General features: G+C 50.2%; 17 protein-coding genes, 1 tRNA gene and 1 pseudogene. 15 read left to right on the top strand and 4 right to left on the bottom strand.

The window, feature by feature from the left end; translation table 11 throughout:
* Positions 1-2 precede the first annotated feature (2 nt).
* The 3 genes from FEK43_RS10875 to rsuA form a co-directional block, all read right to left on the bottom strand.
* The gene (locus FEK43_RS10875; RefSeq protein WP_064526789.1) at positions 3-347 is read right to left on the bottom strand and encodes a YejG family protein; all 345 of its coding nucleotides are present in this window, start codon (positions 345-347) and stop codon (positions 3-5) included.
* Between the two features lie 332 nt (positions 348-679).
* The gene (bcr, locus tag FEK43_RS10865) at positions 680-1,870 is read right to left on the bottom strand and encodes a multidrug efflux MFS transporter Bcr (protein ID WP_000213385.1); all 1,191 of its coding nucleotides are present in this window, start codon (positions 1,868-1,870) and stop codon (positions 680-682) included.
* Positions 1,871-1,897: 27 nt separating this feature from the next.
* Positions 1,898-2,593 carry a 16S rRNA pseudouridine(516) synthase RsuA gene (gene rsuA, locus FEK43_RS10860; RefSeq protein ID WP_130207114.1) on the bottom strand — a complete coding sequence of 232 codons (696 nt, stop codon included), beginning with the start codon at positions 2,591-2,593 and terminating at the stop codon, positions 1,898-1,900.
* Positions 2,594-2,742: 149 nt separating this feature from the next.
* Between rsuA and FEK43_RS10855 the strand changes: the two genes are divergently transcribed.
* Both FEK43_RS10855 and rplY read left to right on the top strand, forming a co-directional pair.
* Entirely contained in the window at positions 2,743-4,503 is a 1,761-nt protein-coding gene (locus tag FEK43_RS10855) for a DEAD/DEAH box helicase (RefSeq protein ID WP_135407398.1), read from the top strand.
* 124 nt (positions 4,504-4,627) lie between these two features.
* Positions 4,628-4,912, top strand: coding sequence for a 50S ribosomal protein L25 (rplY, locus tag FEK43_RS10850; protein ID WP_000494183.1), 285 nt, complete (start codon positions 4,628-4,630; stop codon positions 4,910-4,912).
* Positions 4,913-5,062: 150 nt separating this feature from the next.
* Here the strand turns inward: rplY and yejK are convergent, their stop codons facing one another.
* A complete protein-coding gene (yejK, locus tag FEK43_RS10845) occupies positions 5,063-6,070 on the bottom strand; it encodes a nucleoid-associated protein YejK (RefSeq protein ID WP_130207118.1) in 1,008 nt (335 codons plus the stop codon).
* Positions 6,071-6,251: 181 nt separating this feature from the next.
* Between yejK and FEK43_RS10840 the strand changes: the two genes are divergently transcribed.
* The 13 genes and pseudogenes from FEK43_RS10840 (at position 6,252) to FEK43_RS10780 (ending at position 15,293) form a co-directional block, all read left to right on the top strand.
* On the top strand, positions 6,252-6,479 hold the full coding sequence (locus FEK43_RS10840; protein ID WP_001135667.1) for a YejL family protein: 228 nt from the start codon (positions 6,252-6,254) through the stop codon (positions 6,477-6,479).
* Between the two features lie 19 nt (positions 6,480-6,498).
* Positions 6,499-8,259, top strand: a complete 1,761-nt coding sequence (yejM, locus tag FEK43_RS10835; protein ID WP_130260510.1) for an LPS biosynthesis-modulating metalloenzyme YejM — start codon at positions 6,499-6,501, stop codon at positions 8,257-8,259.
* 74 nt (positions 8,260-8,333) lie between these two features.
* Positions 8,334-8,410: transfer RNA gene (locus FEK43_RS10830), tRNA-Pro, on the top strand.
* Between the two features lie 206 nt (positions 8,411-8,616).
* The gene (locus FEK43_RS10825) at positions 8,617-9,861 is read left to right on the top strand and encodes an integrase domain-containing protein (RefSeq protein WP_131162197.1); all 1,245 of its coding nucleotides are present in this window, start codon (positions 8,617-8,619) and stop codon (positions 9,859-9,861) included.
* Positions 9,862-10,114: 253 nt separating this feature from the next.
* The gene (locus FEK43_RS10820) at positions 10,115-10,306 is read left to right on the top strand and encodes an AlpA family phage regulatory protein (RefSeq protein ID WP_001201666.1); all 192 of its coding nucleotides are present in this window, start codon (positions 10,115-10,117) and stop codon (positions 10,304-10,306) included.
* Positions 10,307-10,533: 227 nt separating this feature from the next.
* Positions 10,534-10,905, top strand: a pseudogene (locus FEK43_RS23380) (hypothetical protein); the annotation flags it as partial.
* A gap of 47 nt (positions 10,906-10,952) precedes the next feature.
* The gene (locus FEK43_RS10810) at positions 10,953-11,141 is read left to right on the top strand and encodes a host cell division inhibitor Icd-like protein (RefSeq protein ID WP_138158538.1); all 189 of its coding nucleotides are present in this window, start codon (positions 10,953-10,955) and stop codon (positions 11,139-11,141) included.
* Positions 11,134-11,319, top strand: a complete 186-nt coding sequence (locus FEK43_RS10805; protein ID WP_000919328.1) for a hypothetical protein — start codon at positions 11,134-11,136, stop codon at positions 11,317-11,319. Before FEK43_RS10810 ends, FEK43_RS10805 begins: the two co-directional genes overlap by 8 nt.
* A 39-nt stretch (positions 11,320-11,358) precedes the next feature.
* Positions 11,359-11,646: a DUF4222 domain-containing protein gene (locus tag FEK43_RS10800; RefSeq protein WP_021543734.1), complete on the top strand. Its 288-nt coding sequence runs from the start codon at positions 11,359-11,361 to the stop codon at positions 11,644-11,646.
* Complete coding sequence (locus FEK43_RS10795) at positions 11,643-13,778, top strand: DUF927 domain-containing protein (RefSeq protein ID WP_131162198.1); 2,136 nt, start codon at positions 11,643-11,645, stop codon at positions 13,776-13,778. The genes FEK43_RS10800 and FEK43_RS10795 overlap by 4 nt, the downstream gene beginning before the upstream one ends.
* Before the next feature lie 236 nt (positions 13,779-14,014).
* The gene (locus tag FEK43_RS10790; protein WP_131162199.1) at positions 14,015-14,440 is read left to right on the top strand and encodes a single-stranded DNA-binding protein; all 426 of its coding nucleotides are present in this window, start codon (positions 14,015-14,017) and stop codon (positions 14,438-14,440) included.
* Positions 14,441-14,475: 35 nt separating this feature from the next.
* Positions 14,476-15,012 carry a ProQ/FinO family protein gene (locus tag FEK43_RS10785; RefSeq protein ID WP_000209995.1) on the top strand — a complete coding sequence of 179 codons (537 nt, stop codon included), beginning with the start codon at positions 14,476-14,478 and terminating at the stop codon, positions 15,010-15,012.
* Between the two features lie 2 nt (positions 15,013-15,014).
* Entirely contained in the window at positions 15,015-15,293 is a 279-nt protein-coding gene (locus FEK43_RS10780) for a PerC family transcriptional regulator (RefSeq protein WP_131162210.1), read from the top strand.
* The last annotated feature ends 1,210 nt before the right edge of the window (positions 15,294-16,503 follow it).

The raw sequence follows: 16,503 nt of genomic DNA, 5'->3' as shown, positions 1-16,503 counted from the left end.
GCTTAAAATGGATTGTAGTTTGAGAAAGGTTCGGCAATGGCCACACCAAAATTTTTCAGTCGACACGTCGCCGCAAACTCGTCCTGACGATTCACAAACAGACATGGCTCACCTTCGCACTCGAGAACAGAGCACGGAACTTCAATATCGCTTAATGCCTGGCTGAGTTTGTACATCACCGACCATGCGTTATCGCCATCAGGGCTAAGTAATTTAAGCGCCACCAGGCTGTTGTCGCCGCACTGTCCATTTTGCGGAATCGGTTCAACTTTCGAACCTGCGAAACCTGCAGACCAACGATAGTTCTGCGGCAGTCGATGGACGATTGAGAGTTGTAATGAAGTCACTTATTTTCCCCGGAAGCACATTTACTTCACAATTTATTTACATTAATTTTAACACACCATCAACAATCTGTCCTTCAACAGATCGTAAAGATTGATGCCTCGCCTGCGTGGCCGCTATTGTTCTGATTTAAATGATATCTGCGGGCGTGGTCACGTTTGCGGGGCTATATGTACCCGTTTCTGCGATCTAACTCAACCTTTTTAACTACAATGATGTGACTTTTTACATAAATTGAGTTTACATAAAATAAACATATATCGGGGGAATGATAGATTTGCGGTTGACATGCATCAACAAAGGAAGCCTTTTAGCTTCCCCGTTGTGCAATAGATCACCGTTTTTTCGGTCGACTGGCGTAAAGACAGAAGAGAATGGAACTGGTCGCACAGAAAGCAATGGACCAGATCATTGGCCATGCAGAGTTAAACGTCGCCAGCGAAAGCAGTGCGCCAACAATGGCGCCAATACCAAAACGGAAGGTTCCTGCCAGCGACGACGCAGTTCCCGCCATATGGGGGAATTCGTCCAGAATCACCGCCATCGCGTTAGAAGACACCATCGATACGCAGCCCACAAACGCCGCAACGCCAACCACCAGCGACCAGAATCCCAGCCCCAGTAGCGCGCTGATAACCATCCACGCCGCCATAATAAATTGTATCCACAACCCCGAGCGGAACATATTTAACGCACCAATACGGCGAACGAAGCGGCTGTTAAAGATGGTCATCACGAACAGGAAAACAATGTTTAGCGCAAAGTAATAACCAAAGTTTTCCGGCGCAACGTGGTTGATTTCAATGTAAACAAACGGTCCGGCGCTTAAGAACGAGAACATCCCGGCAAAGCTGAAACCACTGGCCAGCATATAACTCAGGACACGCTTATGGCGGAACAGCGCAGCAAAGTTACCGATAGTGGTACGAATGTGGAACGGTTGGCGACGCTCCGGCGGTAACGTTTCTTTGATCAGGAAGAAGATCATTGCCGAAGCCAGAATTGCCGCCACAGCGAGGATCCAGAAGATGTAATGCCAGCTCAACCACACCAGCACCCAACCGCCAACAATCGGTGCCATCAACGGTGCAATGGTGGTCACCAGCATGACAAACGACATCATCCGCGAGAACTCTTCTTTCGGGTAGATATCGCGCATCAAAGCGTTGATAACCACGCTGGCCGCAGCCGCCGCCAGACCGTGGAAGAAACGCATCACAATCAGCTGATCGATGGTTTGCGCCAGCGCGCACGCCACCGCCGCCGCGGCAAACACCAGCGTACCACCGAGGACAACCGGCTTGCGCCCGAAGCTATCCGCCATCGGCCCGTAGATTAACTGCCCCAACGCAAAACCCAGAATATAAGTACTCAGGGTCATCTGCGTGCTGCCCGCTGGCACACCAAACTGCGCTGAAATCACTGGCAGCGCGGGCAGATACATATCAATCGACAGCGGCATTAACATGGCCAAAAGGCCAAGAATAAAGACAATAGCAAACGACGAATGCTGTCGAGTGGTCACAACGGGCTCCTGAATAAAATGAAAGTGTTAACCGACGCTGGCAATTTCTTCTGCAGTTAATGGACGATATTCACCTGGGGCTAAATCTTCATCCAGAGTAATACCGCCAATGCGTTCACGATGCAGCTCAACCACGTGGTTACCCACGGCGGCGAACATGCGTTTAACCTGATGATAACGCCCTTCACTGATGGTCAGACGGACCTGCGTAGGGGTAATCACTTCCAGCACCGCTGGCTTAGTGAGATCTTTTTCGTTATGCAGCTGTACGCCTTTAGCAAATTGCTCTGCCGTATCGTCAGCTACGGGTGATTCAAGCGTCACCAGATAGGTCTTCTCGCAATGATGACGCGGAGAAGTAATGCGATGCGACCACTGACCGTCGTCAGTCATCAGCACCAGACCGGTGGTATCAATATCCAACCGCCCCGCCGCGTGCAGTTTCCACGCCACAGGTTCATCCAGAAAATAGAGCACCGTTGGGTGATCCGGGTCATCAGTTGAGCAAACATAGCCCTGGGGCTTGTTGAGCATGAAATAACGTGGGCCGTGTTGCTGCGCCAGCGGATTGCCGTCATAAGCTACATCGTGCTCAGGGAGCAGTTTGAACGCTGCATTGCGGACGATTTCGCCATCGACGGTGACACGATTGCCGCGGATTTCACGCCCGGCAATAGCACGGCTAACACCGAGTTGCTGTGCGATAAATTTATCAAGTCGCATGTGTGTGATTTTGCCTGTAAAAAACGGAGGTCGGGCATAGACCCGAAAATCAGAACTGTTGTCTGCCCAGTATAGCGGTCTAATAACTTCCCTCAAGGGAAAAAGATCCGTGGCATACTATTAGCAGATTAATCTACCTACGCTAAACCATGATTTTTACACTTCGTCCATACCAGCAAGAAGCCGTGGATGCCACGCTCAACCATTTTCGTCGTCATAAAACCCCTGCCGTTATCGTGCTGCCTACCGGAGCAGGTAAAAGCCTGGTGATTGCCGAACTGGCACGGCTGGCGCGTGGTCGAGTTCTGGTGCTGGCACACGTCAAAGAACTGGTGGCGCAGAACCATGCTAAATACCAGGCGTTGGGGCTGGAAGCCGATATTTTTGCCGCCGGGCTAAAACGCAAGGAGAGCCACGGTAAAGTGGTATTTGGCAGCGTGCAATCGGTCGCCCGTAATCTTGATGCCTTTCAGGGTGAATTTTCGCTGTTGATTGTCGATGAATGCCACCGTATTGGTGACGACGAAGAGAGCCAGTATCAGCAAATCCTCACTCACCTGACAAAAGTGAATCCCCACTTACGCCTGCTGGGGCTGACTGCCACGCCCTTTCGGCTGGGCAAAGGCTGGATTTACCAGTTTCATTATCGCGGCATGGTACGCGGCGATGAGAAAGCCCTTTTCCGTGACTGCATTTATGAGCTACCGCTGCGTTATATGATTAAACACGGCTATCTGACGCCACCAGAACGGCTGGATATGCCGGTAGTGCAATACGATTTCAGCCGCTTGCAGGCACAGAGTAACGGGCTGTTCAGCGAAGCTGATCTCAACCGCGAGCTGAAAAAACAGCAACGCATTACACCGCACATCATCAGCCAGATTATGGAGTTCGCCGAAAAGCGTAAAGGGGTGATGATTTTCGCCGCGACGGTTGAACACGCAAAAGAGATTGTCGGTTTGCTACCCGCAGAAGATGCTGCACTGATTACTGGCGACACGCCCGGCGCTGAGCGCGATGTATTAATTGAAGATTTTAAAGCCCAGCGTTTTCGCTATCTGGTCAACGTTGCGGTGCTGACCACCGGATTTGACGCCCCGCACGTCGATCTTATCGCCATTCTGCGCCCTACCGAATCAGTGAGCCTTTACCAACAAATTGTCGGGCGCGGTCTGCGTCTGGCGCCGGGTAAAACAGATTGCTTAATTCTCGATTATGCGGGCAATCCTCATGACCTCTACGCACCGGAAGTTGGTACACCGAAAGGCAAAAGTGACAACGTCCCGGTGCAGGTTTTCTGCCCTGCCTGTGGCTTTGCCAACACCTTTTGGGGCAAAACTACCGCCGATGGGACATTGATTGAACACTTTGGTCGCCGCTGTCAGGGATGGTTTGAAGATAGCGACGGCCATCGCGAACAGTGTGACTTCCGTTTCCGTTTTAAAAATTGTCCGCAATGTAACGCGGAAAACGATATTGCCGCCCGCCGTTGCCGCGAATGTGACACCATTCTGGTTGACCCGGATGATATGTTAAAAGCGGCGCTACGACTGAAAGACGCGCTGGTATTACGCTGTAGCGGCATGTCTTTGCAGCATGGGCACGACGAGAAAGGCGAATGGTTGAAAATCACCTATTACGATGAAGACGGCGCTGATGTGAGTGAGCGTTTCCGTCTGCAAACGCCCGCCCAGCGTACTGCCTTCGAGCAGCTTTTTATCCGCCCACATACGCGTACACCGGGCATCCCTTTGCGCTGGATCACCGCTGCCGATATCCTCGCCCAACAAGCCTTATTGCGCCATCCGGATTTTGTCGTCGCACGAATGAAAGGCCAGTACTGGCAGGTGCGTGAAAAAATATTCGATTACGAAGGTCGTTTTCGGCGGGCGCACGAATTACGCGGTTAATGGTAGTTTTGATTGATGTATAAGGCGATTGAGTATAGAATCTCGCCCGCTTTTGCATACGCAAAGCAGATCACTTACCTGTTGCTGGGTCGCCTGTAGCAGGAATCATTTAAGAGAGAAAGAAATGTTTACTATCAACGCAGAAGTACGTAAAGAGCAGGGTAAGGGTGCGAGCCGCCGCCTGCGTGCCGCTAACAAGTTCCCGGCAATCATCTACGGTGGCAAAGAAGCGCCGCTGGCTATCGAGCTGGATCACGACAAAGTCATGAACATGCAAGCTAAAGCTGAATTCTACAGCGAAGTTCTGACCATCGTTGTTGACGGTAAAGAAATCAAAGTTAAAGCTCAGGACGTACAGCGTCATCCGTACAAACCGAAGCTGCAGCACATCGACTTCGTTCGCGCTTAATCGCTGAATAAGTTGTAAAAAACCCCGCTCCGGCGGGGTTTTTTGTATCTGCAGATTAGCGTCTTTGCAATGCCTGATTACGGCATTGCTATTTTGGGTAGACCAGATAAGGCGTTCACGCCGCATCTGACATTCATAACACAACCCCGATTAATTGCCGCCAGAGGTCCGACGCTGCAATTGATCACGCAGGTTTGGCGGCGTACCTTTAATGGTCAGCGTATCGGTCGCTGGATCCCAGAAGATGCGTTCACCTAACAGCATCGCATCAAAGTTAATGGTCAAGCCACCGCCGCTACCGGCAAACTTCGTCAACTGACGCAGCGTGCTGCGGTCTGCCGGGAAGCTCTCTTCCAGTTCATACCCTTTTTCAGCAGCAAACTCCGTGAAGCTCACTTCGCTGACGCCCGCCAACTCTTTTGACAGCGACTCCAGTTCAATCTCCTCGCCCGCCTGCAATTGCTCATTACAATAGCTATAAACTTGCTGGCGAACGTTCTGCCGTTCTGCTTTATCCAGTTGCGCTTCTGCGGTGAAGTCGTCGACCGCTTGCAACAGACCGCGGTTTTGCGCTTTGGCGTTCAACCCTTCGCTGGCACCGAGGAAATCCATAAAGAAATCGGCGACTTTGCGTCCGACTCGCCCTTTCAGGAAAGTCAGGTAGCGTGTCGATTCCGGATTGGTTTCCCACTCAGTTAAATCAATACGCGCCACAATATCCGCATGATTGATATCAAGATAATGGGTCGGGTTGATGTCGAGATTTTCGTTGACGCGCATACTGCTTAAATTGCTCAGCACGCAAATCAGCAAATACTCAACTGCCAGATAACGATAGTGGCAAAACAGGACGAAACCGCCATCAGCAAATGGATATTTTGCCAATTCGTCACGCAGGCGACCGGTTGCCGCGCGGCTAAATGCCAGAAAGTCCTCTTCGCCCTGACGTTGCAAGCGCAGCGTCTGCGCCAGTTCACTCTCTTCGCTGAACAATCCGTAGGCTTTGTTCTTGGCGCTATAGACCCGATGCAACTCTGCCACCATCTCAACGACGGTTTCCGTCGGTTCCAGCAATGAATCGCGCAACACCAGCTCAAGGTTCTGCTCATCACGCTTGATAAGCTGGTGCAGAGCAATCTGGTTGATATCCAGACTCATGATAAACTCTCCTTTAAGACCGGGCGGTATTCAACCACCACCGGTAAAGCGACGCAATAAAAGTTGGCGGCCATTTTACAGAAGGCTGCGTAAGGAGAATGATTGAAAGCATAAAAAAGCAGAAAAAAAACCGTTGCTACGGTAATATGTTGCCCTTTCATCAACTAACTGATTTCGATTTATGCCACAAATTTCCCGCTACAGTGATGAACAGGTTGAACAATTGCTCGCAGAGCTGCTCAACGTACTGGAAAAACATAAGGCTCCGACCGACCTTTCCCTGATGGTGTTAGGCAACATGGTCACTAACCTTATCAATACCAGCATTGCCCCGGCTCAACGCCAGGCAATTGCCAACTCTTTTGCCCGCGCTTTGCAGTCCTCGATCAACGAAGACAAAGCGCACTAAGGGAAACAGATAACAGGTTATGGTAACTCATCGTCAGCGCTACCGTGAAAAAGTCTCCCAGATGGTCAGCTGGGGGCACTGGTTTGCACTGTTCAACATTCTGCTCTCACTTGTCATTGGCAGTCGTTACCTGTTTATCGCCGACTGGCCGACAACGCTTGCGGGTCGTATTTATTCCTATGTAAGCATTATCGGCCACTTCAGCTTTCTGGTGTTCGCCACCTACTTGCTGATCCTCTTCCCGCTGACCTTTATCGTCGGCTCACAGAGGCTAATGAGGTTTTTGTCCGTCATTCTGGCCACTGTGGGAATGACGCTGTTACTGATCGACAGCGAAGTCTTTACCCGTTTCCATCTCCATCTTAATCCCATCGTCTGGCAGTTGGTTATCAATCCGGACGAGAATGAGATGGCGCGCGACTGGCAGCTAATGTTTATCAGCGTGCCAGTTATTTTATTGATTGAACTGGTGTTTGCGACGTGGAGCTGGCAAAAGCTGCGCAGTCTGACGCGTCGTCGGCGCTTCGCCCGTCCGCTGGCCGCATTCTTATTTATCGCCTTTATCGCCTCACACATGGTGTATATCTGGGCCGATGCTAACTTCTATCGCCCTATCACCATGCAGCGCGCTAACCTGCCGCTTTCGTACCCGATGACGGCGCGACGTTTTCTTGAGAAGCATGGTTTGCTTGATGCGCAGGAGTATCAACGCCGTCTGATCGAGCAAGGCAATCCAGACGCTGTTTCCGTACAGTATCCGTTAAGCGAATTGCGCTACCGCGATATGGGCACCGGGCAAAATGTGTTGTTGATTACTGTCGATGGCCTGAACTACTCACGCTACGAGAAGCAGATGCCTGCACTGGCGGGTTTTGCCGAACAAAATATTTCATTCACGCGCCATATGAGTTCAGGCAACGCCACCGACAACGGTATCTTTGGCTTGTTCTATGGCATCTCGCCAAGCTATATGGACGGTATTCTGTCGACCCGTACGCCTGCGGCGTTAATTACCGCGCTCAACCAGCAAGGCTATCAGTTGGGCTTATTCTCGTCAGATGGCTTTACCAGTCCACTGTATCGCCAGGCATTGTTGTCAGACTTCTCGATGCCGAGCGTACATACACAATCCGATGAGCAGACCGCCACGCAGTGGATCAACTGGCTTGGCCGCTACGCGCAAGAAGATAACCGCTGGTTCTCTTGGGTATCTTTCAATGGCACCAATATTGACGACAGCAATCAGCAAGCATTTGCCCGGAAATATAGCCGCGCAGCTGGTAATGTCGATGACCAGATCAATCGCGTCCTGAATGCGTTACGTGAATCCGGGAAACTGGACAACACGGTGGTGATTATCACTGCTGGTCGCGGCATTCCGCTGAGCGAAGATGAAGAAACCTTTGACTGGTCACGTGGCCATCTTCAGGTGCCATTAGTCATTCACTGGCCAGGCACACCGGCACAGCGTATTAATGCCCTGACCGATCATACTGATCTTATGACCACGCTGATGCAACGCCTGCTACACGTCAGCACGCCTGCCAGCGAATACTCACAAGGTCAGGACTTGTTCAACCCTGAGCGCCGTCATTACTGGGTAACAGCCGCGGATAACGATACGCTGGCAATTACCACACCGAAAATGACGCTAGTACTGAACAATAACGGTAAATACCGCACTTACAACTTACGTGGTGAAAGAGTGAGAGACGAAAAACCACAGTTGAGTTTGTTATTGCAGGTGCTGACAGACGAGAAGCGTTTTATCGCTAACTGATTAATTATAAATCAGTTAGCAAAATATCTTACTTGCAATCGGTGTGGAAAACGGTAGTATAAGCAGCCACGAGTCGGCACGTAGCGCAGCCTGGTAGCGCACCGTCATGGGGTGTCGGGGGTCGGAGGTTCAAATCCTCTCGTGCCGACCAAATCGCCCATTATTAATTATCGTTTTTATGAAAAAAGCCCGCTAATTCATTGAATAGCGGGTTTTTTTATTGTTTTTAGTCATCGTTATTCGACGGTAACAGTGGTTTTCAGCCGTTTTTTTTAGTTATATGTTTAGTTATACGGGCTGGCGCATAGCTAAATCCGTATAACTAGAACCTGTTTTTTCCCGTGGATTCATAAACGTATGGCAAGAAAGGCGACCCCACTCACCACCACACAGATCAAAGCAGCTAAACCAGCGGAAAAAGAATACACCTTACAGGATGGCGGCGGGCTTTTTCTCGTTATTAAGCCGTCTGGTTCGAAACTATGGCGATTCAACTACTATCGACCGTCGAACAAAAAACGAACAATCATTAGTTTGGGATCGCTTGATGAAGTCTCCCTGGCTGATGCCAGAAAACGCCGTAGCGAGTACAGGACGTTAATTGCGGCAGGAACCGACCCGCAGGAATACGAACGGCAAAAACGCGAAGCAGAGGCTCGACGACAGGGCAACACGTTCGAAAATGTGGCCGCATTGTGGTACGAAATGAAAAAAAACCAGAATCTCGCCCACAATACGATCAAGGACATCTGGCGCTCGCTAGAGAAATATGTATTCCCGTATATCGGAAACACACCGATAGATACTCTCACCGCTCGCCGCTTTGTTGAGATACTCACGCCCATCAAGGCACGTGGCAACCTGGAAACACTGAAACGCGTTTTACAGCGCATCAATGAAGTGATGGATTTTGCTGCCAACAGTGGACTGATTGACATCAACACCGCCGCGAACGTTCGCAAGGCATTCCCTTCCCCCACCAAAAAGCACATGCCAACCATCCGACCGGAACAACTACCGCAGCTAATGCACGATTTATCGATCGCCAGCATAGAACGGCAAACCAGATTGCTGATTGAGTGGCAGTTGTTAACCGCAACCCGCCCAGCCGAAGCCTCCGCCGCACGGTGGGAAGAAATCAACCTTGAGGCGGCAACCTGGACGATACCAGCCGGACGCATGAAGATGCGCCGTGATCATGTGATCCCCCTTTGCGCTCAGGCGATGGCAGTGCTTGAAGCCATGAAGCCGATTAGCGCACGAAGGGAGCATGTTTTCCCAAGTCTTAAAAATCCAGTGCAATCAATGAGCAGCCAGACAGCAAACGCAGCATTACGACGAATGGGTTACGCTGGTGTGCTGGTATCTCACGGACTACGCGCAATATTCAGCACGGCGGCGAATGAAGAAGGATTTGAACCTGACGTGATCGAAGCCGCACTAGCCCACGTGGACACAAACGAAGTTAGACGGGCATACAACCGAAGCAACTACCTGGAAAAACGTAAAGTGTTAATGTGCTGGTGGGGTGATTTTGTGGAAGCAGCCGCAACCGGAACAACCATCGCCAGCGGGCACAGAGGATTACGCGGAATAAAATAAAATATTTAAAAAATTATTAGCTCCTAATTGGTATCAGTTAGGAGCTAATTTGTGTCTCATTACTTTCTCAATACTGTCTCATTTTGAGAAACATTTAAATTCTTTTTATGTTAGAAAATTAAAAAATAACCAATCACATAGCTCTTATTAAATAATTCTTGACTGTCTTTTTTATAGATTTGTATGCTTATTACATTACTTACCGTTATTTTCATTCAAAAAGCGATATTTTGCTGTCCAGAGGAGAAATAGGATGAGGGCTATTCTTTTACGACCAGAGGTAAAGGCCTTGCTACGCATTAAATCTGATTCGACCCTAACGGAGATGGTTAACAAAGGCGGGTTCCCCAAAGGATTCCGTATCGGGCTGCGTCGCATTGGCTGGTATGAAGATGAGGTACTCGCCTGGTTGAAAGAACGTGAGAGAGAAACTCGTGAAGCATAAGTGTGATTAACGCTGGCCTGATTACTATCAAGCAACAAAACAATTAAGAGAGAACATTATGAATACTGGCAAAAATGCCCAAACAGGGGCAGGTTTTCGTTCAACCATAAAAAATTATGGCTGATGTTATTATTCAGTTCAAACCGTACGAACGAATTAATTGAACTAATAGCACTTCCGTTTTAAACGGAAACGTACAATCGCATAGCTTAAACGACAAAAGAAATATGTTGCTTACGAATAAAACAAAGGCGACCGCAGAGGGTCGCCAGAAGGCATATATTAAACTTGAATGCATAGCCAACAATGCCATATTTCCGGCTGGTGAGCAATGTGATTTGTGTGGTGGGCACACCTTCAACACATCCGACCACATGAGCAAGAAAACGGGATATACTCCCTGCGCACCTCATAAAACGGGTGTCGGGATTACCACCCCGCTGGAGTTACAGGCGATACAGACGCGCCAGGCGTCTTTTTTTGTATCGGCGCACGCGCACGCCTTATCAATGGTGGGCTGTATGGGGCTGACTTCGGTCAGGCTGGTTTCCTGTAACACCAGTTGTGGTAACCCTGTACAGTCCACCGCCAGCGAGCTTACCACCTCCGGCGGTGGGTATATCCCAACGTTACAGGAGGCTGCCAAATGGCTACTCCCCCTACCCTCGAACATTCTCAAAACACATTTATCTGGCGCTTTGTCATCTTTAATCCGACTGATTCCCGTGTTGTTCACGTCGAGGCATCAACCGAACGAGAAGCGCGTAACTGTTGCCCGTCCGGCTGTGTTGCTGTATTCGCTGCCCGTATTCGTCAGGGGGTGAGGCATGCTTAAGCGATTTCAGATAACCGCACGCGCTGTAAATCATCAAGGCCACGTTATTGATAATCAGCAAAACGTGAACGCCACCAGCGTTAATGCAGCTATCGCAATATTGAAAGAAGAGTTAATCGGCTGTGGGTTCACGCAGGTGATGATCCGTGCCGTAATTGAAGTGGCGACAGTTCATTAATCTCATTAATACAGCTTTAACAAAAACGTAATTCGATAAATGAAAGCAAAAAATTCTGGCTTTACTGCCAGCGGTAAAACTCGTCCTGAATTCATGCACGGCGATATTTACCGCGATAAATACGGCAGCACGGTAATGATTAAGGGCGTGAGTGAACGACGCATGACCTACCGCCGTGAAGGATACGAATATGACTGCGTGATGCCTGTTTATCAGTTCCAGCGTGATTTTACGCTGGTGGATCATCGTGAAACCGTAAATCAGAACCGTGCAGCAAGATATATCCGCAAAATCCGCGAAATGCTGGTTACTGGGGGCAAGAAATGAAACGCGCACCGAACTTAAAGCACCAGCCAGCCGACAAAATGACGGAGGTTATCATTTTTGCGGGTAGTGATGCGTGGAGCCATGCGAAAGAGTGGCAGGAATGGGCAGGTAAGCATATTGCCGCCGACAATGTGCCGCCTGTCGTTCTGTCAGATGAACACCTGAAAGATATTACCGGTTATCAGATTATTGATGATAGCCGTCAGTGTGTGCGTGTTTACCGCGCAGGGCACATCACTGAACGTAGCCTTACACAGGTCGTCACATTGCTGGCTGTGGCTGGCGTGAAGACCGTATACGAATATGCGGGGATAACTGACACCAGCCCGGCGGATTTATCCGACCAGTTGCCTCGCCTCAAAGACGAATACGAGCGCGGGGAAAGTCTGGTGTTGCCCTTAAAGAAAAAAATCACAGAAAGCCAGGGCGATGATGAATTAAAACCCCGCGTTGAAAGTCGCGCCGATGGTGTTTTCTGGGTAACGCCCAAAGTTGACAAACAGTCAGGCGAAATTATCCGGCCTGAGGCGTGGTTATGTTCCCCGCTTGAACTACTGGGAACGGGAACGATCGGTAAAGAGCATTACCGCGTGATGCGCTGGAAAAAATTAGCAAATCATGAAGTCATCACAATGGCGATCCCGTGCGGTGGCATTGGCGACCGTGACGGCTGGCGGCTGCTGAAAGACCACGGACTCAATGTGACAACCAACGGCAAATACAGGGCTATCCTGGCTGACTGGATGCAGTTAAGCGGAAACCATGAGGAATGGCAGTTAAGCACAACAACGGGGTGGCATTTTGGCGCGTACATCATGCCGGACGGTTCAGTCATTGGTGAGTCTGAAAAACCGATCCTGTTTACCGGAAAAACGGCTGCCGTTAATGGTTATTCCGTAGCAGGAACGACAGAGGGCTGGCGCGATACAGTGGCGCGACTGGCTGGTGGTAATCCGTCCATGATGCTGGGTGTGGCGGTATCGTTATCAGCACCATTAATCGGGCTGGTGGGCGCTGACGGCTTCGGGGTACATCTTTTCGAACAATCATCGGCAGGGAAAACCACCACACAGAACATCGCATCAAGTTTATGGGGAGAGCCGGACGCGCAACGGCTGACCTGGTACGGCACAGCGTTAGGTATCGCTAACGAGGCAGAGGCGCACAACGACGGGCTGTTACCCCTGGATGAAATAGGCCAGGCCGGAAACGCGCGGGAGGTGTCCACGTCAGCCTATACGCTGTTTAACGGTTCCGGGAAATTACAGGGGGCGAAGGACGGCGGCAACCGGGAGATAAAACACTGGCGCACGGTGGCGATCAGTACCGGAGAAATGGACGTTGAAACATTCCTCAAAAGTGAGGGGATAAAAGTCAAGGCGGGGCAGCTTGTCAGGTTGCTTAACGTGCCGATGGAGAAGTCTACGCAGTTTCACGAATACAGCACAGGAAAGGCGCACGCAGACGCGTTAAAAGCCGCCTGGACAGAAAACCACGGGGCGGCGGGTCGTGAATGGGTTAAATGGCTGGCAGCCCACCAGCAGGAGGCTAAGGACACGGTAAGGGCGTGCCGTGAACGGTGGCGCAACCTAATACCGGAGAGCTACGGCGAACAGGTTCATCGTGTAGGGGAACGATTCGCCATACTGGAGGCCGCGCTTGTGCTGTCCGGTCATGTTACGGGCTGGAATGTTCAGACGTGCTGTGATGCCATTCAGCATAACTTTAATGCCTGGGTGAAGGAGTTCGGCACGGGTAACAAGGAACACAGGCAGATTATTGAACAGGCAGAGGCATTTCTTACTGCCTACGGCATGAGCAGGTTTGCGCCTGTCAATTATGACCCTGCAAGCCTGCCGATTTCAGAACTGTACGGCTACAGGGAAAGCGAGGGGCGTTACGGTGAGCCTGTTTTGTTTTACGTCCTGCCGGAGCCATTTAAATCGCATGTGGCGAAGGGATTTAACAAGGATGCCGTAGCAAGAGCCCTTCACGAAGCCGGAATGCTGAAAAAGCCAGCCAGCGGGGAAGGATGGCAAATCAGAACACCACGTCTTAAGCACATGAAGGGGGCACGACTAAGGGTGTACGGCCTTTTACTTGCACAGGATCATGATGATGAAGGTGGTTAATCTCTCGCGTGTAGGTTTAAAGACTCTTGTCCCACCTGTCCCAACCTGTGAGAAACACACATAACATACTGAATTATATTGGGTAATATCAGAAAAAGTGGGACAAGAGCGGGACAAGTTAAGGTGATTTTGGGACAAGTTAGGAGCATTTTGGGACAAGTCAGCAGGCGTTATTTTTTGCCTGGCTGGTGGACATTAAAAATCCAACCAACATTTAAAACCGGAGAGCAGACAATATGACGGCACAAATATCAGCTTACGGGCGGTTGGTGGCTGACCCGCAGTTAAAAACCACCAGCAAGGGAACACCAATGGCGCTGGTGAGTATGGCTGTTCCCCTTCCGTGCAGTCAGGCATATGACGGAACAGCGACGATGTGGTTATCCGTCCTGGCGTTTGGCAGACAGGCCGATGCACTGGCAAAACACCAGAAAGGCGAACTGGTGAGCGTGGCGGGTAACATGCAGATAAGCCAGTGGACAGACCAGAACGAGGAAATGCGGCAGGGCTGGCAGGTCATCGCAGACAGCGTAATCAGTGCGCGAACCGTGCGACCAGGAGGCAGGAAAGGACAGCAAGGGCAGACTACTGACGCACTGAACAGAACAAAGCAGCAGACGGGCCAGCAGGATGACCCGTATGAGGACGAAATACCATTTTAACTGCCAGTGGATTCACTAACAGAGGTTAACAAATAATGACTACACTGACTATTAGCAGAAAACCGAAAGGCATTTACGGCATACCACAGAAAAAGACACAGACGACACAGCAGCAGGATAAAACCACATCAGCGCATAAAGTGATACCCGGCAATCAGAACGCACAGCAGAGCCGCAAACAGAAGCCCACAGGGGCGACACCGTGGCGGCATATGACCAAACGCCAGGGCAAAAACCGCAGGCGCGTTAACCGTCTTATTGAACTATGGCCTGAATTATTCAGCCTGGAATCACCGAAGCCGCTTAAGGTAGGAATATTTGAAGACCTGATACAGGATATTGCCGTCAGGGCGCTGGCTTTTGGGTCAGGGGCATTACGTGCGGCGCTAGCATCTTATGCTCATTCTCCGCGTTATTACCGTGCCTTAATGGCTGGTGGTGTGCGTTACGATCTGAATAGCCAGCCATGCGGCGAGGTGACACAACAGGAACAGCAGGACGCGGAAGCACGACTGATGGCACTGAAAGAGAAGCGCAAACGTAAGTCGAACAAGGAGCAAGCTGGCGTATGAGTATGATTCACGACAGCAAAGCGGAAGATCTGGAGGCTAAAGGCCTGTACCGGAGAGCGGCGGCCCGATGGGCTGAGGTCATGCAACAGGTGAACACCGATAAGGAGCGCGAACAGGCAGTAAAGCGTCGCGCGGAATGTATCCACAAGGCAGCACGTTCGCCCGTCATGCTGGATAATTTCGGGAGCTTGAGAGAGGCAGCACACCGCACACAGGCGGATATGGGGATAGAAATCGCAAAATCTGTCTGGCGGAACTACCAGACAGACAAGGTTTTATAGTGGCAGTTCTGCATTATTTTTTGTGTTATTGAGTTGTAGAGCGTTTCAGGAGTTTTTTGAATCACATGAACGTTTCGCTGGTGGATATTCTCGACAAGTTGCAGCCAGGCCGACGCGTGCCAGCTCGCCGCAGTGCCTGGCATCTTCCGTACATCGTCTTTCTCGAACGGCGCGGAAACGATTTGATTGCGTTGAATCCCGTCACAGAGGATAGCGTTACGCTATCTCCTGAGAGCCTACTAGCCACAGACTGGGAGTACTGCTAAAAACAAACGCATCGAGGGTGCTGGCGTGTTGCCAGCCCCACCCCCTCCGAAATGATCCCCCAAAAAGTGCAAAATGATCCCCCATTAACGAACAGAAAACAAACAAATAAAGAACAATAAACGAGCATTATTTGCAATTCTTGACAAAAACGCCCCCTATTTATAACCCTACCAAATTTAAAATTACATCTACAAAACAATAAGTTACAAAATCACCAACGGATCATTTCGGAAAAAACGGTTAGTGCCTTTTTCGAAAGGGGATCATTTTGTTGCTTAAACTCATATGCGGATTACATATCAATACACTAGTGATAGCCGTTCTTGAATGCCACAGAAACGCGCTGTAATCGATTCTGGCGCAATTAGCTGTGCTAGGTAATGATTTCCTATCTGGGGATGTTGCGCACGTCTGGATTGCGTTACCACCGAAGATTGTGCGCGTATGGTGGCTGTTACGGTGGCCTCCCGACAACGCAAAATTGCGGCAGCACTGTCGGTTTACCGCGCTAACACGGCTTGATTCACTCGCTCGACTTGTCCCACCTCCCCCCCCAACTTGTCCCAAAACAGCCTGGACTTGTCCCACCTTACCTAATTTATTTCTAACAAAATCAATTTGTTAGGTGCCAGTGGGACAGGCGGGACAGGTGGGACGGGTGGTTTTGTATATATATACGAAAAATTGCATTCAGGAGGGTGGGCGAAATTCCTGCAATCCATTACTTATGGAACTGTCCGCCCCGTCAAATTTTTACGCCCGCGCAATTAAAAAAATGCGTCACGCTGGTGGGCATGATGCCGATATGCTTGTCGGGTTCAGCTTTTAAGGCGGCTGTAGATGTCAGGTTATCCGTGCTTATCCACCAGCCAGCTTCATAGCGGATAGCCGGAAAATGATAACGGTTAAAGCTGTACATTTTTGCAGCAAATCATTTTAGTTA

The sequence above is a fragment of the Escherichia sp. E2562 genome (genome assembly GCF_005781075.1).
Lineage (GTDB): Bacteria > Pseudomonadota > Gammaproteobacteria > Enterobacterales > Enterobacteriaceae > Escherichia.
The sequence above is the reverse complement of the archived record's forward strand: the minus strand, read 5'-3'. Positions and strand labels throughout refer to the sequence as shown.

Coding starts and splice junctions, on each gene's coding strand:
- rsuA (WP_130207114.1), bottom strand. CDS start 2,593: ATGCGACTTGATAAATTTATCGCACAGCAACTCGGTGTTAGCCGTGCT.
- FEK43_RS10855 (WP_135407398.1), top strand. CDS start 2,743: ATGATTTTTACACTTCGTCCATACCAGCAAGAAGCCGTGGATGCCACG.
- rplY (WP_000494183.1), top strand. CDS start 4,628: ATGTTTACTATCAACGCAGAAGTACGTAAAGAGCAGGGTAAGGGTGCG.
- yejK (WP_130207118.1), bottom strand. CDS start 6,070: ATGAGTCTGGATATCAACCAGATTGCTCTGCACCAGCTTATCAAGCGT.
- FEK43_RS10840 (WP_001135667.1), top strand. CDS start 6,252: ATGCCACAAATTTCCCGCTACAGTGATGAACAGGTTGAACAATTGCTC.
- yejM (WP_130260510.1), top strand. CDS start 6,499: ATGGTAACTCATCGTCAGCGCTACCGTGAAAAAGTCTCCCAGATGGTC.
- FEK43_RS10825 (WP_131162197.1), top strand. CDS start 8,617: ATGGCAAGAAAGGCGACCCCACTCACCACCACACAGATCAAAGCAGCT.
- FEK43_RS10820 (WP_001201666.1), top strand. CDS start 10,115: ATGAGGGCTATTCTTTTACGACCAGAGGTAAAGGCCTTGCTACGCATT.
- FEK43_RS10810 (WP_138158538.1), top strand. CDS start 10,953: ATGGCTACTCCCCCTACCCTCGAACATTCTCAAAACACATTTATCTGG.
- FEK43_RS10805 (WP_000919328.1), top strand. CDS start 11,134: ATGCTTAAGCGATTTCAGATAACCGCACGCGCTGTAAATCATCAAGGC.
- FEK43_RS10800 (WP_021543734.1), top strand. CDS start 11,359: ATGAAAGCAAAAAATTCTGGCTTTACTGCCAGCGGTAAAACTCGTCCT.
- FEK43_RS10795 (WP_131162198.1), top strand. CDS start 11,643: ATGAAACGCGCACCGAACTTAAAGCACCAGCCAGCCGACAAAATGACG.
- FEK43_RS10790 (WP_131162199.1), top strand. CDS start 14,015: ATGACGGCACAAATATCAGCTTACGGGCGGTTGGTGGCTGACCCGCAG.
- FEK43_RS10785 (WP_000209995.1), top strand. CDS start 14,476: ATGACTACACTGACTATTAGCAGAAAACCGAAAGGCATTTACGGCATA.
- FEK43_RS10780 (WP_131162210.1), top strand. CDS start 15,015: ATGATTCACGACAGCAAAGCGGAAGATCTGGAGGCTAAAGGCCTGTAC.